Origin of the sequence: Roseobacter sp. OBYS 0001 (assembly GCF_019654895.1) — a bacterium.
GTDB classification, from domain to species: domain Bacteria; phylum Pseudomonadota; class Alphaproteobacteria; order Rhodobacterales; family Rhodobacteraceae; genus Roseobacter; species Roseobacter litoralis.
In genome coordinates this window covers 596,449-614,131 of sequence record NZ_BPES01000001.1, presented here as the reverse complement: position 1 = coordinate 614,131, position 17,683 = coordinate 596,449, and the positions used below count along the sequence as shown (strand labels likewise).

Below are 17,683 nucleotides of genomic sequence, written 5' to 3'. Positions count from 1 at the left end.
TGTCTGTCACTTAAACTAGACACTCAGGCCCCAACCCGCAATCACCCTTTTCAATTTGTGGGGCAGTTATTCTGACGCAGGACCCGCAGGTGTCTGAAGCTCAACGACGGTTGTTGCCAATGCTTCATCCGCCGCCAGATCCGCGACCTGATAGGTTGCTTTGAGCGAAGCGACCTCGAGCGAGATGTTCGACGTGATAGTCCCCGTTTTTCCAACCGGCCCGTAATATTCACCATTCAGCGCAAAATATATCGCGCCACTTTCCCCGGTCCGCAACAACGCAGGCTCGCCACCAACAGGCGCATCCCACGTCTCACCCGGTTCCATAATTGTCTCGAGAATTACAGTGCCATCAGGCGCGCTAACCCGCACCCAGGCAGGTCGCACGGCCACCATCCGCAAGGCAGGACCGGGTGCTTTTACTACGATGGGTACCTGCCCCTCGACACTTGGCACCCGATCCGCATTCGCCAAGTCGTTTTCGACAAGAAGACTGTCTGACAACCGTTCGGGCACCGGCTGGGACGTCTGCGCAAAGCTGCCGACGGTTCGGGGATCCAGCGTCGCGATGGGCGCGTCGCGCGCAATCATAACCGGCACATCCAGCGCATCGGGCCGAAAAAGCTGATCCAACGGGTCAATGCGCACCGTATCCATACCCGCAGGCAACGCGCCTGATGCCGCTGTATCAGGCGCCGCGGCCAAGACACCATCCAGCGGATCAAGGTCTGACAAAACGATCGGGGTCTGATCGGCGGGCGCGACTTGAACGCGCTGCACTTCCTGAAGCACGGCGTATCCGCCAAATCCGATCGCCGAAATCAACGCGATCAGAACGAGCGAAGAGCCGACAGCACCCGGTTCGATGCGTGACCAGAAACTTTCGCCCGCAGGAATAAAGGGGGTGCCGGGACGTTTGAACATGTCATGTTCCAACGAGCGGCCCGCATTTGGCTTTTGCTTTGTCTTTTTGATAACAGAGGCTTCGGCCGACATCCCATGCGCGACGGTGAACCCGCTTTCCTGACAGAATGTCTCGAAAACGTCGTCCGGGTTCATACCAAGATAGCGCGCGTAGGACCTTACGTAACCAGCGATAAACCCGGGGGTATCAAAGGCATCGGGATCGCAATCTTCAATCGCCGCGATGTAAGATGCCTTGATCCTCAACTCTCGCTGAACATCCAGAAGCGACTTGCCCATCGTCGCCCGCTCGCCGCGCATAACATCGCCAAGTCGCAGTTCGAAATCGTCGAACGCCTTGCGTTCAACAGGGTCTTCCTCACTCGCAGCGTGCCTGCGTCCAATCATAGCGTACCGCCCCGTCTTGCTCCAGCCTGTCAACCTGCCGTCGTCAGTGGAAAAGAATCGTCCCCACGATTCGTACCTGACTTGTTGTTTAGGTTAGGTTAACACAAGGCAACTCGAATTTCACCAGACCTCAGGTTAACCTGCCTCCTCGGCGCGATTTAGCGCACAATGTGACCAAAGTCCGTCCATCGCGCGCACCAGCGCATCCAGCTCACGCGGGCCATGTACAGGCGACGGGGTAAAGCGCAACCGCTCAGTCCCGCGCGGTACAGTCGGATAGTTAATCGGCTGTACGTAAATCCCGTGATCCGCCAATAACATATCGCTCAGGTTTTTCGTATGAACCGGGTCTCCGACCATGACGGGCACGATATGGCTGCCATGATCGATGATCGGCAGGCCAAGTCCCTTCAGACGCATTTTCAGAATGCGCGCCTGCAACTGATGCGCTTCGCGCAATTCGGGGCTGCGTTTGAGATGCGCCACAGATGCAGCAGCACCCGCCGCAATGGCCGGCGGCAGCGAGGTCGTAAAGATGAATCCTGGCGCATAAGACCTTATCGCGTCACACATTTTTTCCGACGCTGCGATGTAGCCGCCCAACACGCCATAGGCTTTTGCCAGTGTTCCGTTGATGATGTCGATGCGATGCATCACCCCGTCACGCTCAGCCACACCGGCGCCGCGCGGACCATACATGCCGACCGCATGTACCTCGTCAATATAGGTCAGGGCGTTAAATTCGTCGGCCAGATCGCAAATGGCCGCAATGGGGCCGAAATCGCCATCCATCGAATAAATCGACTCAAACGCAATCAGTTTCGGTGCCGCAGGATCATCCGCCGCGAGCAGTTCGCGCAGATGATCAACGTCATTGTGCCGGAATATCCGCTTTGCGCCGCCATTGCGACGCACGCCCTCGATCATCGAGGCATGGTTCAACGCATCCGAATAGATGATCAGGCCGGGAAACAATTTCGGCAAGGTCGACAGCGTCGCATCATTTGCAATGTAGGCAGAGGTAAAGAGCAGCGCCGTTTCTTTGTTGTGCAAATCGGCCAGTTCTGCCTCGAGGCGCTTATGATAGACCGTTGTGCCTGAAATATTGCGGGTGCCGCCCGACCCTGCCCCGGTTGCCTCCAGCGCCTCATGCATGGCGTCCAGAACCACCGGGTTCTGACCCATCCCGAGATAGTCGTTACCGCACCAAACGGTAATATCACGCTGTTGTCCGTCCGGCTGTGTCCATACTGCGTGCGGAAACTGTCCATTGCGCCGCTCAATGTCGATGAAGGTTCTGTAGCGCCCTTCCTCATGCAGACGCGCAAGCGCTTCGTCCAGCTTCTCAGTATACTCCACGCGCGCGTCTCCTGTATCGATCGCCAGCTCTGGTGAGGTGGCACGCTCACTTCTTGGGATGAGTATAGAACAGCCTTCAATTATTCAATAACCCAACGCAGGACGCCATGTCGCAGTAGCGCAGGATATGCGGTGCCATGATCTGGACAGTACCTTTGCGGCTGATAGGGTGCGCGCTACCTAACTCAGGAGAACACCTCATGTCGCTGGACGCTGTTTTATCCCGCCTTGATGCAGAAATGCCCAAAGCCACAGAACGGCTGTTTGAGCTGTTGCGTATCGCGTCGATCTCAACCGACCCCGCCTACAAGAGCGACTGCGAACGTGCCGCCGACTGGCTGGTTGCCGACCTGCAAAGCATGGGTATCACGGCGGAAAAACGCAAGACGCCGGGGCATCCGATGGTGGTCGGACACGCGGACGGACCCGGCCCACATCTGCTATTTTACGGTCACTATGACGTCCAACCCGTTGATCCGATTGAGCTTTGGAACAATGACCCGTTTGATCCGAAACTCGAACAAACAGAAAAAGGTCCGGTACTGCGCGGGCGCGGCACGGCAGATGACAAGGGCCAGTTGATGACCTTTCTTGAGGCCTGCCGCGCATGGAAGGCAGAACACGGAACCCTGCCCTGCAAGATCACCTTCTTTTTCGAAGGAGAAGAAGAAAGCGGTTCGCCCTCACTGGTGCCCTTCATGGAAGAAAACAGTGACGAGTTGCGCGCCGATCTGGCCCTGATCTGTGACACGGCGATGTTTGAAAGCAAAACGCCTGCGATTGTCACGATGCTGCGCGGGATGATGTCGGATGAGATCACCATCACCGGCCCTGACAAGGACCTGCATTCGGGCTATTACGGCGGCATCGCGATGAACCCCATTCGCGTGCTGTCGCGTGTCATCGCCGCCCTGCATGACGAAACGGGTCGCGTAACTATCCCAGATTTCTATGACGGTGTCCCTGATCTGAGCGCTGACATGCAGGCACAGTGGGCCAGTCTCGGGTTTGATCACAAACAGTTTCTGGGTGACGTTGATCTTTCTGTTCCTGCCGGTGAGGCAGGTGTGACACCCCTTGAGATGACATGGTCCCGCCCCACCTGCGAGGTCAACGGCATCTGGGGTGGGTACATTGGTGAAGGTTTCAAAACTGTCCTGCCTTCGCAAGCGCATGCGAAAATCAGCTTTCGGCTGGTCGGGGATCAGGACCCGCACGCGATCCGCGAGAATTTCCGCGCCATGGTCCAAAGCCTCCTGCCGCCCGATTGCACAGCCAGTTTCGCAGAGCACGGGGCAAGCGAGGCCTGCGTCATCGACGCCGGGGACCCGCGGTTTGACAAGGCACTCGCGGCATTGAGCGCAGAATGGGGCGTGCCTGCCGCCTATATCGGCGGCGGCGGCTCGATTCCGATTGCGGGGCATTTTCAGGACATCCTGAACACCAAACCGCTGCTGATCGGTTTTGGCAAAGACGACGATGGCCTGCATTCACCGAATGAAAAATACGATCTGGAGAGCTTTCACAAAGGCGCGCGCAGTTGGGTACGCATTCTCGCGGCACTGACCTGATGTTTGCGGGGTTTGATGCAGGCGACGCCTCGGTCAACGGACAGACCATTCATTATCGATCAGGCGGGCAAGGCCCCCCTGTCCTTCTGTTGCACGGGTTTCCTCAAACCCATGTGATGTGGCATGCCGTCGCCGCGCAACTGGCCGAAAACTTTACCATCGTTGCAGCAGACCTGAGAGGTTATGGCCACAGCAGCAAACCGGATGGCACTGCCGCTTATAGCTTTCGACATATGGCCTGCGATCAGGTGGCACTCATGCACGCTCTGGGTCACGACAGGTTTCATGTGGTCGGGCATGATCGGGGGGGACGGGTCGCACATCGAATGGCACTCGATCATCAAAAGGCCGTTCACAGCCTGACAGTCATGGACATCGTCCCAACGCACCTGTTGTTGGATAATTTATCAAAAGAGGTGGCCGAGGCCTATTATCACTGGTTTTTTCTGGCTCAGCCCTATCCGTTTCCCGAAACTCTGATCGGGCACGATCCTGACACCTATTACGAAAGCTGCCTGCTTGGGTTTGGGGCTGCAAAGCTATCTGATTTCGAAACCGATGCTTTGGATGCATATCGCGCGGCCTGGCGTGATCCCGATACGATACGCGGGATGTGTGCGGATTACCGCGCGGCATTGCACATCGATTTCGCGCATGATTCGCAGGATCACTGTCGGCGCATCGATACACCCTCGCTCGTCCTGTTCGGTTCAGACGGCGCCATGGCCAAATCCTATAACGTCGCTGACACATGGCGCGAAAAACTTTCGCATATGACCTCAACTGCGATTCCGGGGGGGCACTTTTTCATCGACCAGTCACCGGATGAAACGAGCCTTGCGCTGGAGACATTCCTGTCCGGGGTCACCTGATCCCTTCAGCGCGCATAGTCTCAATCAGATTTTGACAGGTATGCGTTTTCAACGTCATGCCGCCGGATTGAAACGGCAACACACGGGCTTTTCCCTGAAATCCACTCTCCACCATGAAAAAAGGCCCCTCAAGGGGGCCTTTCGAGCAGTGATGGCGCGGTTGACGGGGCTCGAACCCGCGACCCCCGGCGTGACAGGCCGGTACTCTAACCAACTGAGCTACAACCGCCCACTGCTACAAGATGCGTCGCTGCATCCTGCGTTTGGACGTAGTATTGCGACCCCGTAACCGCGTCAAGCGCCCGTTTGCATAATTTTTGCCTTTTGAGCATTTTCCTTGAGTGTCTGCGGTGCCGAGCTCTCATTTGTCGGGCAGCGGGATGAATTCGTCATCATCCCCCGGCGGCAGTTGAAAGCGCCCATGCGCCCAGTCACCCGCCCGCCACGCCTCCTTTGCGGCATCGATGCGATCCTTGGACGAGGCGACAAAATTCCACCAGATGTGGCGCGGCCCTTCCAGCGTCGCCCCGCCAAGCAGCATCAAACGCGCGCCCTCTGTGCCCGCCGTCAACGATATCTTGTCACCGGGACGAAACACCAGCATCTGCCCGGCCTCAAACCGATCACCCGCCACTGTCACCTCACCCGAAATCACGTAAACGCCACGATCTTCATGATCGTCAGGGAGCGGAATTCTTGCGCCCGCTTCAAGAAGGGCATCGGCGTAAAATGTCTCGGAAAACACCTGCACGGGCGCGGTCTCTCCATAGGCTGTGCCAAGGATCAGTCGCACCTGCTTGCCTTCGCCGTCCAACAGAGGCAGCGACGCTTTGGGCGCATGTTCAAAAGACGCAGCGGCATCTTCGGCCGCTTCGGGCAGCGCCACCCACGTCTGTATACCGAACAGTGAATGAGGATGCGTGCGGATCGCGCCATCTGTGCGTTCAGAATGCGTAATGCCATGACCGGCAACCATCCAATTGACAGCACCGGGTTCGATCCACTGGTCTGTCCCCAGACTGTCACGGTGGTGGATTTTGCCCTTGTAAAGATATGTCACCGTGGCGAGGCCAATATGCGGATGCGGCCGCACATCAATCCCTTTCCCGGTTAGAAATTCGGCAGGGCCCATCTGGTCGAAAAAGATGAAAGGTCCCACCATCTGCCGCCGTGGTGCAGGCAATGCCCGTCGCACCTCAAATCCCCCAAGATCGCGCGCTCTGGGCACAATAACCGTTTCAATGGCATCAACGGCGTCCCCAATTGGGCAATCCGGATCAAGGGCGGGATTCCAGCTCATAGACTTCTCCTGTTCCTGCCGGGACAGAATAGCCCGGGCAGCCGTATGAGCAACAGGTAGATTATTTCGTGCGTGAGAGGGCTAAGACGTCGCCAAATTTGTGCCTTTTCGCGACGGTGCGCCTGCACCGCGACAAAGCGCGTTCGTCTTTATTGGTACACTCTGCCTTTCGGCGCCATTGAAGCCAGTTCACTTTCGGCGCAATCAGCAGATTGTTGCGAAAGCTCCGCAGAACATTCAATCAGCGCGCCGATACGCGTACTATCAAGGGAGCCGGCAAGCTCAAAGGCCGCCAATTCCAGCAACCGCGCGGATAACTGCAGCGCTCTGGCGCCGCGCAAGTCATCCGGCAATGCTTCGATCTGCGAAACGAGCTTTTCAAACTGGTCACCACAGTTTGCATCTTCACGTAACATAACATGGGCTGCGATGGCTTTGCCATACTGCATATCGCCGGTCCTTTTAAAATTACTACAATACCAACAGTTTATCGGTGCCATATGCAATCACAGGAAAACAGTCAAAAATAATAAATTACCGAAAATCAGCGGGAATACGCCGCGCAGCCTGCTTTTCAACCCATACATCCGAACAAAACCCTCTGTCGCGGTTGCGCATCTCTTGACCCCTTGTCTACTGCCACGGCCCTCGATTCTCTGTGGAACGGGAAGTTCTTTTGGTTCTGAGTAGTTGCCAGCGGAATGTTTCCACACAAGCAAACCACGTGAGTATCCGAAATACCGCTATGAATGAATGGTGGGTCGTGAGAGGCTCGAACTCCCGACATCTTCGGTGTAAACGAAGCGCTCTACCAACTGAGCTAACGACCCGATGGGGTGCATTTAGCCAAACTCACAGCAGGCTTCAAGCCCCATTCTAAAGTTTGGTTTGCAAACCTCCAGAAAGATGGAAAACAATGCCCTGCCCGCCGGGCAAGTCCGCGATGTCATGCGTCCCCATATTCAGAATTATCAACCGCAACATGCGCGATGTGACGCCATGCGTGACCAGAACAGCAGGACCCGACAAGTCCGACAGAAACGCGGCACATCGATTTCTCAACGCCAGAAACCCTTCACCGCCGGGTGCGTGGTCGTAAAGATGCAGAGCGCTTTCTTCGCTCATTTCACCTGACAGACCTGTACCCAGTTCATTCCGACACAGGCCCTCCCACTCTCCGACACCGATCTCGACGAGTCTCGGGTCCGTATCCACACGGGCGCACTGTCCCTCAAGGGCGATTGAGGCGGTATGAAATGCCCTGCCCTGTGGGCTGCAAAAGGCACGGTAACCTGTAAGATCACACGATCTGAGCGTTTCATGCTGCATTCTGGCTTGCGCGCGACCAAGCTCGGTCAGGGGCGAATCCAGACTGCCCTGTATACGGTGTTGCGCGTTCCATTCGGTTTGGCCGTGCCGTAAAATGTAAAGAGATGGATATTGCATGTTGCCGTTGATACACGAGCGGTTGGGAAATTAAAGGGCGCGCCGATCAGATACACCATGACACTCTTTTCGAAACGCCGCTGCTTAAGCAAACATGACAGTGCTGCATTTCTGGTTCGGTCCACAACGCTTGATCGAATGGTCGTCTGATGCGAAAACTGCCGCACTTATTCTCGGGATATACTTGAGTAAGGGTCTGGTCGGGCGGGCTTTTCAATCCGAACCGACCAATCCTTCCCTCGCACTGCCCCGGCCCAATGTGGTCGTGTCGAGCGCGTTAATCGGGGTCAGTTTTGACAAATCACTTCACGCACGACAGTGCAATACATCTCAAAGCCACGAAAATATCCAGGCGATAATCCCATGCCAGCGTCGGAACGCGCGCTGTTTTATCGCTACATTCCCAGGGCTTCCTTGTACATTTCCAACACGGCTTCTTCCTCGGCAATATCGTCTTTGTCGCGCTTACGCATGTTCACGATTTGGCGCAGGCATTTAGTGTCGTATCCTCTGGATTTTGTCTCTGCATAGACTTCCCGAATCTGTTCAGCGATGTCCTTTTTTTCGCTCTCCAAACGCTCTATGCGCTCAATAAACTGCCTGAGTTCACCGGCCGTTACTTTATAGGTTGCTTCAGCTTCTGCTTGGTCCGTCATATTTGCCTCATTTGTTTTTTACGCCATTTCGTTTCTGCAAAATGCCTCGCAACAAGCGCTCTGTCCCGGACCCGGCTTGGTCACTCTGCTAAGAGGTCCAGAAGGTTTTTGCACAAAAAAGTCCTGCGGTTCCTACCGACCTGTCTTTGCCTGCGCAAGCGACTTTGCACAAAGAACGCGCCGCAAATACGTCGATCAGAATGGCAGTCCTTTCAAACCGCACGCCACCGGGTTGCGTCTCGACAAGATGACGACAGGCCTTGCCCTTTCTGCGTCGCGATGCCCACGGCCAGCATGTGAATTCGAGTGACATTCAAATTCTCTGCGCGGATCTTTACTTCCTTAGGTGCTGGCATCTCGGCAGACGTCAGGTCAGCTTTGCAGCATCACAGAAATGCCGAACAAGAATGCGCATGAATTGCGTCTGGCGACGTCCTGAGCAACGAGTGCTTGCCTGCTACTCCGGTTGCCATTAGGTAGCGCACTGACAAATGGAGGGACTTTGCACGTGGCCATTTTTGACCTCTTGATATGGGGCGGCGCGTTGTTGTCGCTGCTTGGTTTAATCGGCTTGGTGTGGTGTATCTTTTACGTCGCGAAAGCGCGCCGCGCGAAACTGAGTGAGGACGAGCTGCGGCAACGTCTTCAGTCGGCTTTACCGCTCAACCTCGGTTCTCTTTTCTTGTCCATCATCGGGTTGATGCTCATCATCATCGGGATTTTCCTGTCCTGAACTGCCACCTTGTTAGGTACAAATTTGCCAACGCCGGAACACGCCCTGTCCCCACTACTGCGGCGTTCGGAAAACGTGGCAGTGTCAGAATGTCCAAGACCGATGCCCTCTGACTGTCACTATTTTTGGATATGACCTTTCGTTTTCCGACTTTGCGCATCTGGACAACTGCAGCCGCTCGGCCTACTCAATCTCCATGGATATACGTGAAGTCACCCCCAAATTCTCCGTCGCGCCGCAGATTTCGCCGGACCAAATGCACGATCTCGTCGCAGCTGGCTTCAAGCGGGTTTTATGCAACCGGCCCGACGCCGAAGTCCCCGTGAGCCATCAGGCTGCCGCAATGGAAGCCGCCGCAAAACAGGCCGGTTTGGAGTTCTTTGCCTGCCCACTGACACATGTGAGCATGACCCCGGATATCATCGCCAAAAACCATGACTTGATTGATGGCTGCGATGGGCCTGTGATTGCCTACTGTGCCTCTGGCACGCGGTCTACGATTGCATGGGCGCTGGCGGCAACAAAGAGCATGTCGGTCGACGACGTGCTTTCAGCGGCACGCGCTGCGGGGTACGAGCTTGGTAATCTGCGGCCCACGCTTGAAGCCGCCGCCAAATCCTGAGACGCCCTAAGCGTTGAGCTACGCGATGTTCAGCTTTGGCAGTTCACCGAGGTCAGGCAATTCCCCGTCAAGATCGGGGAGATCAGGCAAATCCGGCAGGTCAGGAAGACCAATCTCATCAAGTCCCTCGATTTCCGGCAAGTCTGGTAGATCCGGCAAGTCCGGCACCGCAGCTGTATCGCCAGGATCAAACAGCGCCTCCTTTTGGTGGAGCTCAAGCTCCGGAAGGTTCAGGTTCCCGTAGTCTGATGCCTCCGCGTCAAGTTCGTCGTAACTTTCCTCGGCGGGGTCCGCACCCTGATCAGATGATGATGTCTGGCTCAACATCAAGGCACGCTTTCCATCCACTTGCCCCATGGCGCCACGCGCAATGCGCGCGCCTTCAATGGACAGGACTTCGACAGAGTCAAACGCATTTGACGGGATTGACAGTGTGTCGCCTGGCCTCAGGCGGCTCATCTCAGACAAAGACACACGCACACGGCACAAGACCGCCGACAACTCAGCCGTGACCGCCATCACCGAATGCTCAAGTGTCGCAGGGCTGCCGGGTGCTGCTGACTCACCTTCACTATTATGCCGTTCCGGAACAGCCTTGGGGATGGGCAGAACCAGCGTGAGCGTCGATTGCGCAATTCCACCAGAGACATCAATGGTAAGTTTCAATACAGTATATTCCGGCTCTTCCAAAGCCAGCGAAAACAAACGCTGGCTGTCAGCACGCGCGCCGAATTTAAAGGCCGGCAATATCTGCTTATCTTCCGATGTTTCCAAAAGCCCGTTTGCCCGAATAAACAATGCATCAAGCACAGGCGCGCAAAGTGCGGCATCGGTTGCGGTCAATGGACGCGCATTGGGCGCGGGCGGCAACACACGCCCCATGGTCTGTTGTTGCACCAAAGCATTGACCAATGCAGCCCCGACAACGGCCCCGCCAGTGACGCCCGCAGGGCCATCGAGCAGGATAAGCAAACTGTCTTCTTCAATTTTTTCGGAGAGGTCTTCCGCCGCGCAGCGCTCTTGCGTCACACCAATGACGGCAAGCGCCATATCGAAGGCGGTATCTGCAACTTTTGCCAATCCCACGCGCAAAGACTTCGGCACGGTCATCGCCCGTGCCTGATGTTCGTGTTTCCCAACCTGAGCTTTGCGCTGCAAAACTGACATCTATCGTTCCCATCCGGATAGCGCGCACCTGCCAAAGTGATCGCCCTTCACCTTTGAAGAGATACGCAAGAATGGTTACCAATGCCTTTATGGCGCGGAAAACGAGTTATTTTTTGAAAAAACGCCTACTGCGCGGCAAGGGCTTTGGATTGCGGCAGAACAACCCTGAAAGCGGTGCCTTTTGCCTGTGCCAGATAGCTGATATCACCGCCAAGGCGCGACATGATCTCACGGCAAATCGCAAGCCCGAGCCCGGCACCATTGCTGTCTTGTGCACCAATGCGGCTGAATTTCTCAAACAAAAGTTCCCGCGCGTCCTTGGGAATTCCCAACCCGTTGTCCAAAAAATCGATACTGATCACACCTCCCAGATCATGCACCTCGATCGTCAGTTCAGGGTGCGGCGCGGCACAGTATTTCTGTGCATTCGTGATGAGATTTATGAACACCTGACTGAGCCGGTCCAGATCCGTGTCGAGCATAATCGTCTCGTTGACATGTCGCCGATTAATCTTGAGGTCCCGCGATGAACTCGCCTGTGCCGTTGCAAGCGCGCGATCCAGAAGTTCAGACAAGGTTCCGGTTTGCTTGTTCAATGTGACCTGCCCGTTTTCCAACACGCTCAGATCCAGCAAATCGTTCAGCAGCCGGGTCAGGCGAATGGCTTCGACATGGATAATATTTGCATATTTTGCCTTTTCAATCGGCCCCATGCCTTTGGTGTCGCGCAGAATTTCGGAAAAAGACCGAATGGAAGTCATCGGCGTGCGCAATTCATGGCTGATCTGGCTGAGGAACTCATCCTTTTGGGCACTCAATTGCACCAGCTTGGTGTTTGCTTCGCGCAGTTGCGCCGCCGTCTGGCTCAGTTCGCGCGATTGCGCTTCGAGTTTACTGGAATACTCGAGCATCTGCGCAGATTCGTCCGCGACCGCCATCAAATCATGGACCGAAACCGACGTACCACCCACGATCTGGCTGATCATCGCATGCGCTGTCGCCGCACCAACCGAGCCTGCCAACTCACGCTCCAGTCGCTGCAGAAAGTCCGGCGTGGGCTCAGGCAAGGACCCCGTAAGCCCCTGCGCCCGCGCCTGACTGGCAAAGAGGTGGCGCGCTTCCTGAGCGCCAAGAATACGCTGCGCCATGATCATCAGGTCTTCGCTTTCGGCAACGGATGCGTTCCACCCGCGCGCCTGACCTGAATGCTCAAAAACATTCACGAATTGCGCCCCTTGCAAACGTTCCATTGGGTTTGGAAAGGTGAACAGCGACACGGCCACAAAAGCCGACACATTTAACAGCAGGCTCCAGAACACCGCATGCACCATCGGATCAAGTCCCTCGATCCCGAAAAGCGCTTGCGGGCGGAGCAATCCAAGCCCCAGAAGCCCAGTTTCGAACGTCTCTGCGCTCAGCACCGCACCGGGCCCGAAGCTGGGCAGCAGCATTGTGAAAACCCACAAGACAAAGCCGATAATCAAGCCTGACAACGCCCCGTACCGTGTGGCCCCCCGCCAGAGGATCCCTCCGATCATCGCCGGTAGAAATTGCGCAACCCCGGCAAATGAAATCAAGCCGATCGCCGTCAGCGCGCCCGAGCCGCCGGACATCTTGTAATAAACATAGCCCAAACTGATAATGCCCATGATGGACAAGCGCCGCGCCAGAATGACCGTTTCGCGCACGTCGCCAGACTGGCTTGCGCCATCGCGATGTCGATACAAAAAGACCGGCATGACCAGATGATTCGACACCATCGTCGAAAGCGCCAGCGTCGCCACGATGACCATTGATGTGGCAGATGAAAAACCCCCCAGAAAGCTGAGCATGGCGAGCCCTTCGCGACCCTCGCTCAAGGGAAGGCTCAATACAAAGAGGTCCGGGTTGGACCCTTCGGGCAGCACATCAAGACCGATTACTGCAATCGGCACGACAAACAGGCTCATCAACATCAGGTACAGCGGGAAAGCCCAACTGGCGATCTGCAGATGACGTTCATCATCGTTTTCCACGATCATCACCTGAAACATGCGTGGCAGGCACAAGAAGGCAGCCGCAGACAGGAATGTCAGCGTAGCCCACCGGCTACTGTCCGTTTGCCAGCGGCCCAGATCAGACGCGTCAATCCGTGCAAGCGTTTCCGAGACACCACCAGCCAGACCCCAAACAACAAAGAAACCCACTGCAAGCAAGGCAAGCAGCTTGACCACAGCCTCCACCGCTACGGCGATCACAACACCATGATGGCGTTCGTTCACATTCAGGTTTCGCGTTCCAAATAATACCGTAAACACCGCCAAGCCGACCGCGATCCAGAACGCGGCAGCTTCGGCATCTATGGTGCTGACATCCACACCCTGTTCGGCGGCGGCGAAAAACGAAAGCGACAAGGTCACCGATTGAAGCTGCAGGGCAATATAGGGCGTGACGGTGATAACGGCCATGATCGTGACCACAATGGCGAGAGTATTGGATTTGCCAAACCGCGAAGAGATCAGATCGGCGATCGAAGTCACCTTGTGGCTGCGTCCAATCCGCACCAGCCTGCGCAAAATCCACCACCAGCCCAAGATCACCAGGCTCGGTCCCAAGTATATCGTGACATATTCGAGGCCCGAACGCGCCGCATTTCCAACGGCACCGTAAAAAGTCCAGGCGGTGCAATAAATCGAGAGCGACAGTGTATAGACCAGCGGCGAACGCAACAGCCAGTCGCCGCGCCCTTGTGTCCCGGCCCGCTCAGCTATGAAGGCCACAAGGAACAGGATCGAGACATAGGCCAGACAGACCGCGATCAGGATGTTCACAGAGGTCACTCTATGTCCTCCGATACTTCATCACTGCCTTCCGGTCTGCGCAAGCGGATCGCCAGAACAGCAGAAATCGCAATCAGCGCCGCCCAGACGCCAAAAATGTAAAACAGCGCGCGAGACATGGGCATCGTTTGTGCCCCGGACGATGGATCATTGGGCCAGAGCGCCGGGATCAGCCAGAGCACAACCCCCAGCACCGTCAAGAGCCGCAGCGCATCCATCATGCGACGCCGCCTGTACACGCCACGCTCCAGAAACAAAGGCAGCGGGTCGCGCGCCATGGCGTCAGCCTTTCTTTTGGTGAACGTAAAGTAAGTCTCGCACGGCAGTCAGGACTTCCGCATTTGAAAACGGTTTGGTCATAAAGCGGCTCACACCCGCTTTTTCCGCCATTTCCCGATCCCGGCTTTGGCCTCGGGCGGTGAGCATCAGGACCGGCAGGTCAGCCGTTTGCTCATGCCCCCGCAACTCCTCGAGAATATCAAAACCGCTTTTGCCCGGCAGCATCACATCCAGCACAACCAGATCCGGTTTCAACGCACGCACGGTCTCGGATGCATCCGTGCCGTTGCTATGGGTATCTACCTGAAATCCTTCGCGCGTGAGCAAAAAGCGAATAGCCTCGATGATGTTCAATTCATCCTCGACCAATAGTACGTGTTTGCCCATCTTTCCCTCCTCCAAGGGTCCCCGCGCCAGATCCTGCATAACAAGACCTGCCAAAGCGGGTGTATTACTTATTCTAGGTTTTTGGGGTCATGTCAAAACAGCGTTGTCAAACTGTGTGTTTCCCTTTTTTGCCGGGTTAACTGGGCGGGTGTCACGGACTTTTCGAACAGCGGCCTGCTTGCAGGTTTACCCCTAAATACCCGCCATCAATATGGACGGCTCGCGCCTGCCGGGGCACTCGGATTTCGGGCAAACACCGCAGGTTGATCCGACCTCCAACGCGGTGTCCTGCGCCGGTGCCGAATTTGCGATGAGCAGCATATTGGCCTCGATAAGAGGTGGCGCATTATACTGTGTCTCGCCGACAACTTCCGCAACAGCAAAACAGTCAAAATGCGCGCGACCACGTCCGAGTTGCACCAAAGGCGTGCGGATGACCTGACCGGGTTGGCACAGCGCTGAAAACAACGGCCAGAGCGCACAGGCAGACCCAAAGCGCGGCATCACCATCTGTCCCACGGACTTTCGCAGCAGAATACTACCAGCACGATCACAAACGACCAGACCGGTTTCAAACGCAGCACTGGCAGCGATGCGCCGCAGGACAAGCCCGACCGGCGCATCAAGACGTGCAGCCAAAGCAATTGGTTCAAGGCCCACTTTTTGCAAAGCTGCATCAAGTGCAGCCATGGGTACTTTCGCAGCATCCGCCTGCATTCTGTTGAGCATCCCGCGCGCAAGTGCCCGCGCCGTGGGGCTGCGCAGGTTGTTCGCCTGTGCAATCACGTCATCAACGGAGTGTTCCCCCGCTTCCAACCCTTTGAAGTAATAGTCGTGAGCGGCCAGAAAGGCATCGACTTCCTCTTGCGGGCTATTGGCGACACTTGCGTCGTCCTGCCCTGCCTCGAAATAATTGACCAAAGCCTTGGAGCTGTCAGCCAGTCGTTTGCTGTCCTCGTTCAGGTTCGAATGAAACCGGTCCCGCCATTCGGCCTCGATGTCTTTTTCCTCAGCCAGGATCGACGCGGTAGATCGGATGGCAGCGGCGGTGGACAACAGCTCATGCACCGATGCTGCCAGCTTGGGATCATGGGTCAACCGATCACTGAGCACTTCAACAGTGCGTTCAAGGGTCGTGATCCTCCGATGCCCGGAAGCGAGCACTTCTGCCCACCCGGGAAAGCGGCCCGTGAGTTCATCCGCACGTTCCACCTCGGCGGACGACAGGTTGGCGCTTTTCGCCGCTTCGCGCAATGTGGCGATCAAAGCGGCCTCGGCACCTTCGGTCAACAATGATGGCTCGACGCTCAGAACGCGCGCGATATCCAAAAGCAGCTTGCCGCCGATTCTACGCCGGTTATGCTCGATTAAGTTGAGATATGAGGGCGATATTCCAAGCGAGCGCGCAAGGTCAGCCTGTTTGAGCCCTGCAACAGAGCGTCGTTCGCGGATACGGCTTCCGATCAGTCCCTCGCGTGGCATGCGGCCCCTTTGATTAAAGCTGGGTCAATTCAATGGCTTTCTGCGCTGCAACATCATAAACTTTACAAAACTGACGCTGAGCTTGTGCAGTTATTTACAAAACAATTGTTAATTTCAAGGCACTTGTTGCGCAATTTTCTCTTGCTTGGCACCCTATGGTTTGCACTTAAGTGCTCCACGCGCAGGCAGCCTGCAATAATTCCCGCCCAGCGTGTGACCAATCAAAAGGGAGGATTTTCATGTCCAAATCGAACTTTACACGTCGTGGTCTGCTCAAGACCAGCGCCGTGGCCGGTGCTGCTGGCCTGACACTGCCGACATACCTGCGCGCAGACGGCCATACCGGATTTACGAATGCACCAGAGGGCGACACCGTCACACTGGGCTTTAACGTCCCGCAATCCGGCCCCTATGCGGACGAAGGCGCAGACGAACTGCGCGCTTATGAACTGGCCGTAGAACACCTGAACGGCACCGGCGCCGACAACGGCATGCTGGAAACGTTCAGCTCCAAAGCGCTGACCGGCAATGGTATTCTCGGCAAGAAAGTCGTCTATGTCACAGGCGATACCCAGACAAAATCCGATGCAGCGCGCGCCTCTGCCCGCTCGATGATCGAAAAAGACGGCGCTGTGATGATCACCGGCGGTTCTTCCTCCGGTGTGGCCGTGGCTGTACAAGCGCTCTGCCAGGAAGCTGGCATCATCTTCATGGCCGGTCTGACACACTCCAACGACACAACCGGCAAGGACCGCAAAGCGAATGGCTTCCGCCATTTCTTCAACTCCTACATGTCCGGTGCGGCGCTGGCACCTGTTCTGGCGGCCAACTACGGCACCGACCGCAAGGCCTATCACCTGACAGCGGATTACAACTGGGGTTACACCACAGAAGAAGCGGTGAAATCCTCGACCGAAGCCATGGGTTGGGAAACCGTCAACACGGTTCTGACACCGCTGACGCAAACGGATTTCTCATCCTACATCGCGCCAGTTCTGCAATCCGGCGCAGACGTGCTGGTTCTGAACCACTACGGCGGCAACATGGTCAACTCCCTGACCAACGCGGTTCAATTCGGCCTGCGCGACAAGATGGTGAACGGCAAACAGTTCGAAATCGTTGTACCGCTCTATTCACGCCTGATGGCAAAAGGTGCGGGCGCAAACGTTAAGGGCATCTTTGGTTCCACAAACTGGCACTGGTCGCTGACCGACGAAGGCTCCAAAGCATTCGTCAAATCCTTCGGCACGAAATATGGCTTCCCGCCCTCACAGGCGGCACATACCTGCTATGTACAGACGCTGCTTTATGCGGACGCGGTGGAGCGCGCCGGCTCGTTCAACCCATGCGCGGTTGTCGAATCCCTGCGCGACTTCCAGTTCGACGGCATGGGCAACGGCCCGACGCTCTATCGTGGCGAGGATCACCAGTGCTTCAAAGACGTGCTGGTCGTGAAAGGGAAAGAAAACCCCTCCTCCGAATTCGACCTTCTGGAAATCGTCGAAGTCACACCGGTCGAGCAGGTTACATATGCCCCCGATCACCCGCAGTTCGCGGGCGGCAACATGGGCACATGCAACCCCGGCGCATAAGCGCAACTTCAACACATACCGGACGGCGCATCTCGCCGTCCGGCCTTCCCGTGATACGGGACCAATTCGCTTCATGAAGGTGGGACC

General features: G+C 56.3%; 16 protein-coding genes and 2 tRNA genes. 5 read left to right on the top strand and 13 right to left on the bottom strand.

All coding sequences use genetic code 11. The features are described 5' to 3' along the window. Nucleotides 1-66 precede the first annotated feature (66 nt). Both K5Q35_RS02950 and hemA read right to left on the bottom strand, forming a co-directional pair. Nucleotides 67-1,311, bottom strand: a complete 1,245-nt coding sequence (locus K5Q35_RS02950; protein WP_220798373.1) for a helix-turn-helix domain-containing protein — start codon at nt 1,309-1,311, stop codon at nt 67-69. 135 nt (nt 1,312-1,446) lie between these two features. Continuing rightward, nucleotides 1,447-2,670, bottom strand: a complete 1,224-nt coding sequence (hemA, locus tag K5Q35_RS02945; protein WP_220798372.1) for a 5-aminolevulinate synthase — start codon at nt 2,668-2,670, stop codon at nt 1,447-1,449. Between the two features lie 200 nt (nt 2,671-2,870). On the opposite strand from hemA, the gene K5Q35_RS02940 reads away from it, so the two are divergent. Continuing rightward, nucleotides 2,871-4,241, top strand: a complete 1,371-nt coding sequence (locus tag K5Q35_RS02940) for a M20/M25/M40 family metallo-hydrolase (protein ID WP_220798371.1) — start codon at nt 2,871-2,873, stop codon at nt 4,239-4,241. Continuing rightward, nucleotides 4,241-5,113: an alpha/beta fold hydrolase gene (locus K5Q35_RS02935; protein WP_220798750.1), complete on the top strand. Its 873-nt coding sequence runs from the start codon at nt 4,241-4,243 to the stop codon at nt 5,111-5,113. The genes K5Q35_RS02940 and K5Q35_RS02935 overlap by 1 nt, the downstream gene beginning before the upstream one ends. Nucleotides 5,114-5,265: 152 nt before the next feature. Here the strand turns inward: K5Q35_RS02935 and K5Q35_RS02930 are convergent. The 6 genes from K5Q35_RS02930 to K5Q35_RS02905 form a co-directional block, all read right to left on the bottom strand. Next, nucleotides 5,266-5,342 (bottom strand) — tRNA-Asp (locus K5Q35_RS02930). Nucleotides 5,343-5,474: 132 nt separating this feature from the next. Next, on the bottom strand, nt 5,475-6,413 hold the full coding sequence (locus K5Q35_RS02925; protein ID WP_013961536.1) for a pirin family protein: 939 nt from the start codon (nt 6,411-6,413) through the stop codon (nt 5,475-5,477). 149 nt (nt 6,414-6,562) lie between these two features. Next, the gene (locus K5Q35_RS02920; RefSeq protein WP_013961535.1) at nt 6,563-6,862 is read right to left on the bottom strand and encodes a hypothetical protein; all 300 of its coding nucleotides are present in this window, start codon (nt 6,860-6,862) and stop codon (nt 6,563-6,565) included. 305 nt (nt 6,863-7,167) lie between these two features. Beyond that, nucleotides 7,168-7,243 (bottom strand) — tRNA-Val (locus tag K5Q35_RS02915). A gap of 46 nt (nt 7,244-7,289) precedes the next feature. Continuing rightward, entirely contained in the window at nt 7,290-7,859 is a 570-nt protein-coding gene (locus K5Q35_RS02910; RefSeq protein WP_220798370.1) for a histidine phosphatase family protein, read from the bottom strand. Between the two features lie 395 nt (nt 7,860-8,254). Continuing rightward, on the bottom strand, nt 8,255-8,515 hold the full coding sequence (locus K5Q35_RS02905; protein ID WP_220798369.1) for a DUF2312 domain-containing protein: 261 nt from the start codon (nt 8,513-8,515) through the stop codon (nt 8,255-8,257). Nucleotides 8,516-9,023: 508 nt separating this feature from the next. Here K5Q35_RS02905 and K5Q35_RS02900 point away from each other — a divergent pair. Both K5Q35_RS02900 and K5Q35_RS02895 read left to right on the top strand, forming a co-directional pair. After that, on the top strand, nt 9,024-9,248 hold the full coding sequence (locus K5Q35_RS02900; RefSeq protein ID WP_013961532.1) for a hypothetical protein: 225 nt from the start codon (nt 9,024-9,026) through the stop codon (nt 9,246-9,248). Nucleotides 9,249-9,444: 196 nt separating this feature from the next. Next, entirely contained in the window at nt 9,445-9,870 is a 426-nt protein-coding gene (locus tag K5Q35_RS02895) for a TIGR01244 family sulfur transferase (protein WP_220798368.1), read from the top strand. A gap of 18 nt (nt 9,871-9,888) precedes the next feature. Here the strand turns inward: K5Q35_RS02895 and K5Q35_RS02890 are convergent, their stop codons facing one another. The 5 genes from K5Q35_RS02890 to K5Q35_RS02870 form a co-directional block, all read right to left on the bottom strand. Next, complete coding sequence (locus K5Q35_RS02890) at nt 9,889-11,037, bottom strand: flagellar motor switch protein FliM (protein WP_220798367.1); 1,149 nt, start codon at nt 11,035-11,037, stop codon at nt 9,889-9,891. Between the two features lie 125 nt (nt 11,038-11,162). Continuing rightward, nucleotides 11,163-13,856, bottom strand: coding sequence for a sensor histidine kinase (locus K5Q35_RS02885; RefSeq protein WP_220798366.1), 2,694 nt, complete (start codon nt 13,854-13,856; stop codon nt 11,163-11,165). Beyond that, nucleotides 13,853-14,134, bottom strand: coding sequence for a hypothetical protein (locus K5Q35_RS02880; protein ID WP_013961528.1), 282 nt, complete (start codon nt 14,132-14,134; stop codon nt 13,853-13,855). The genes K5Q35_RS02885 and K5Q35_RS02880 overlap by 4 nt, the downstream gene beginning before the upstream one ends. Before the next feature lie 4 nt (nt 14,135-14,138). Further along, on the bottom strand, nt 14,139-14,522 hold the full coding sequence (locus K5Q35_RS02875; protein ID WP_013961527.1) for a response regulator transcription factor: 384 nt from the start codon (nt 14,520-14,522) through the stop codon (nt 14,139-14,141). A 192-nt stretch (nt 14,523-14,714) separates the two neighbouring features. Beyond that, nucleotides 14,715-16,004: a helix-turn-helix transcriptional regulator gene (locus tag K5Q35_RS02870; protein WP_013961526.1), complete on the bottom strand. Its 1,290-nt coding sequence runs from the start codon at nt 16,002-16,004 to the stop codon at nt 14,715-14,717. Nucleotides 16,005-16,243: 239 nt separating this feature from the next. Here K5Q35_RS02870 and K5Q35_RS02865 point away from each other — a divergent pair, with 239 nt between their 5' ends. Then, nucleotides 16,244-17,596, top strand: a complete 1,353-nt coding sequence (locus K5Q35_RS02865; protein WP_013961525.1) for a substrate-binding protein — start codon at nt 16,244-16,246, stop codon at nt 17,594-17,596. Nucleotides 17,597-17,683: the final 87 nt, after the last annotated feature.

What these genes read in the sequence shown, in the direction of transcription:
- K5Q35_RS02950 (WP_220798373.1), bottom strand. Translation starts at nt 1,311, where the DNA reads ATGATTGGACGCAGGCACGCTGCGAGTGAGGAAGACCCTGTTGAACGC.
- K5Q35_RS02940 (WP_220798371.1), top strand. Translation starts at nt 2,871, where the DNA reads ATGTCGCTGGACGCTGTTTTATCCCGCCTTGATGCAGAAATGCCCAAA.
- K5Q35_RS02935 (WP_220798750.1), top strand. Translation starts at nt 4,241, where the DNA reads ATGTTTGCGGGGTTTGATGCAGGCGACGCCTCGGTCAACGGACAGACC.
- K5Q35_RS02925 (WP_013961536.1), bottom strand. Translation starts at nt 6,413, where the DNA reads ATGAGCTGGAATCCCGCCCTTGATCCGGATTGCCCAATTGGGGACGCC.
- K5Q35_RS02920 (WP_013961535.1), bottom strand. Translation starts at nt 6,862, where the DNA reads ATGCAGTATGGCAAAGCCATCGCAGCCCATGTTATGTTACGTGAAGAT.
- K5Q35_RS02910 (WP_220798370.1), bottom strand. Translation starts at nt 7,859, where the DNA reads ATGCAATATCCATCTCTTTACATTTTACGGCACGGCCAAACCGAATGG.
- K5Q35_RS02905 (WP_220798369.1), bottom strand. Translation starts at nt 8,515, where the DNA reads ATGACGGACCAAGCAGAAGCTGAAGCAACCTATAAAGTAACGGCCGGT.
- K5Q35_RS02895 (WP_220798368.1), top strand. Translation starts at nt 9,445, where the DNA reads ATGGATATACGTGAAGTCACCCCCAAATTCTCCGTCGCGCCGCAGATT.
- K5Q35_RS02890 (WP_220798367.1), bottom strand. Translation starts at nt 11,037, where the DNA reads ATGTCAGTTTTGCAGCGCAAAGCTCAGGTTGGGAAACACGAACATCAG.
- K5Q35_RS02880 (WP_013961528.1), bottom strand. Translation starts at nt 14,134, where the DNA reads ATGGCGCGCGACCCGCTGCCTTTGTTTCTGGAGCGTGGCGTGTACAGG.
- K5Q35_RS02875 (WP_013961527.1), bottom strand. Translation starts at nt 14,522, where the DNA reads ATGGGCAAACACGTACTATTGGTCGAGGATGAATTGAACATCATCGAG.
- K5Q35_RS02870 (WP_013961526.1), bottom strand. Translation starts at nt 16,004, where the DNA reads ATGCCACGCGAGGGACTGATCGGAAGCCGTATCCGCGAACGACGCTCT.
- K5Q35_RS02865 (WP_013961525.1), top strand. Translation starts at nt 16,244, where the DNA reads ATGTCCAAATCGAACTTTACACGTCGTGGTCTGCTCAAGACCAGCGCC.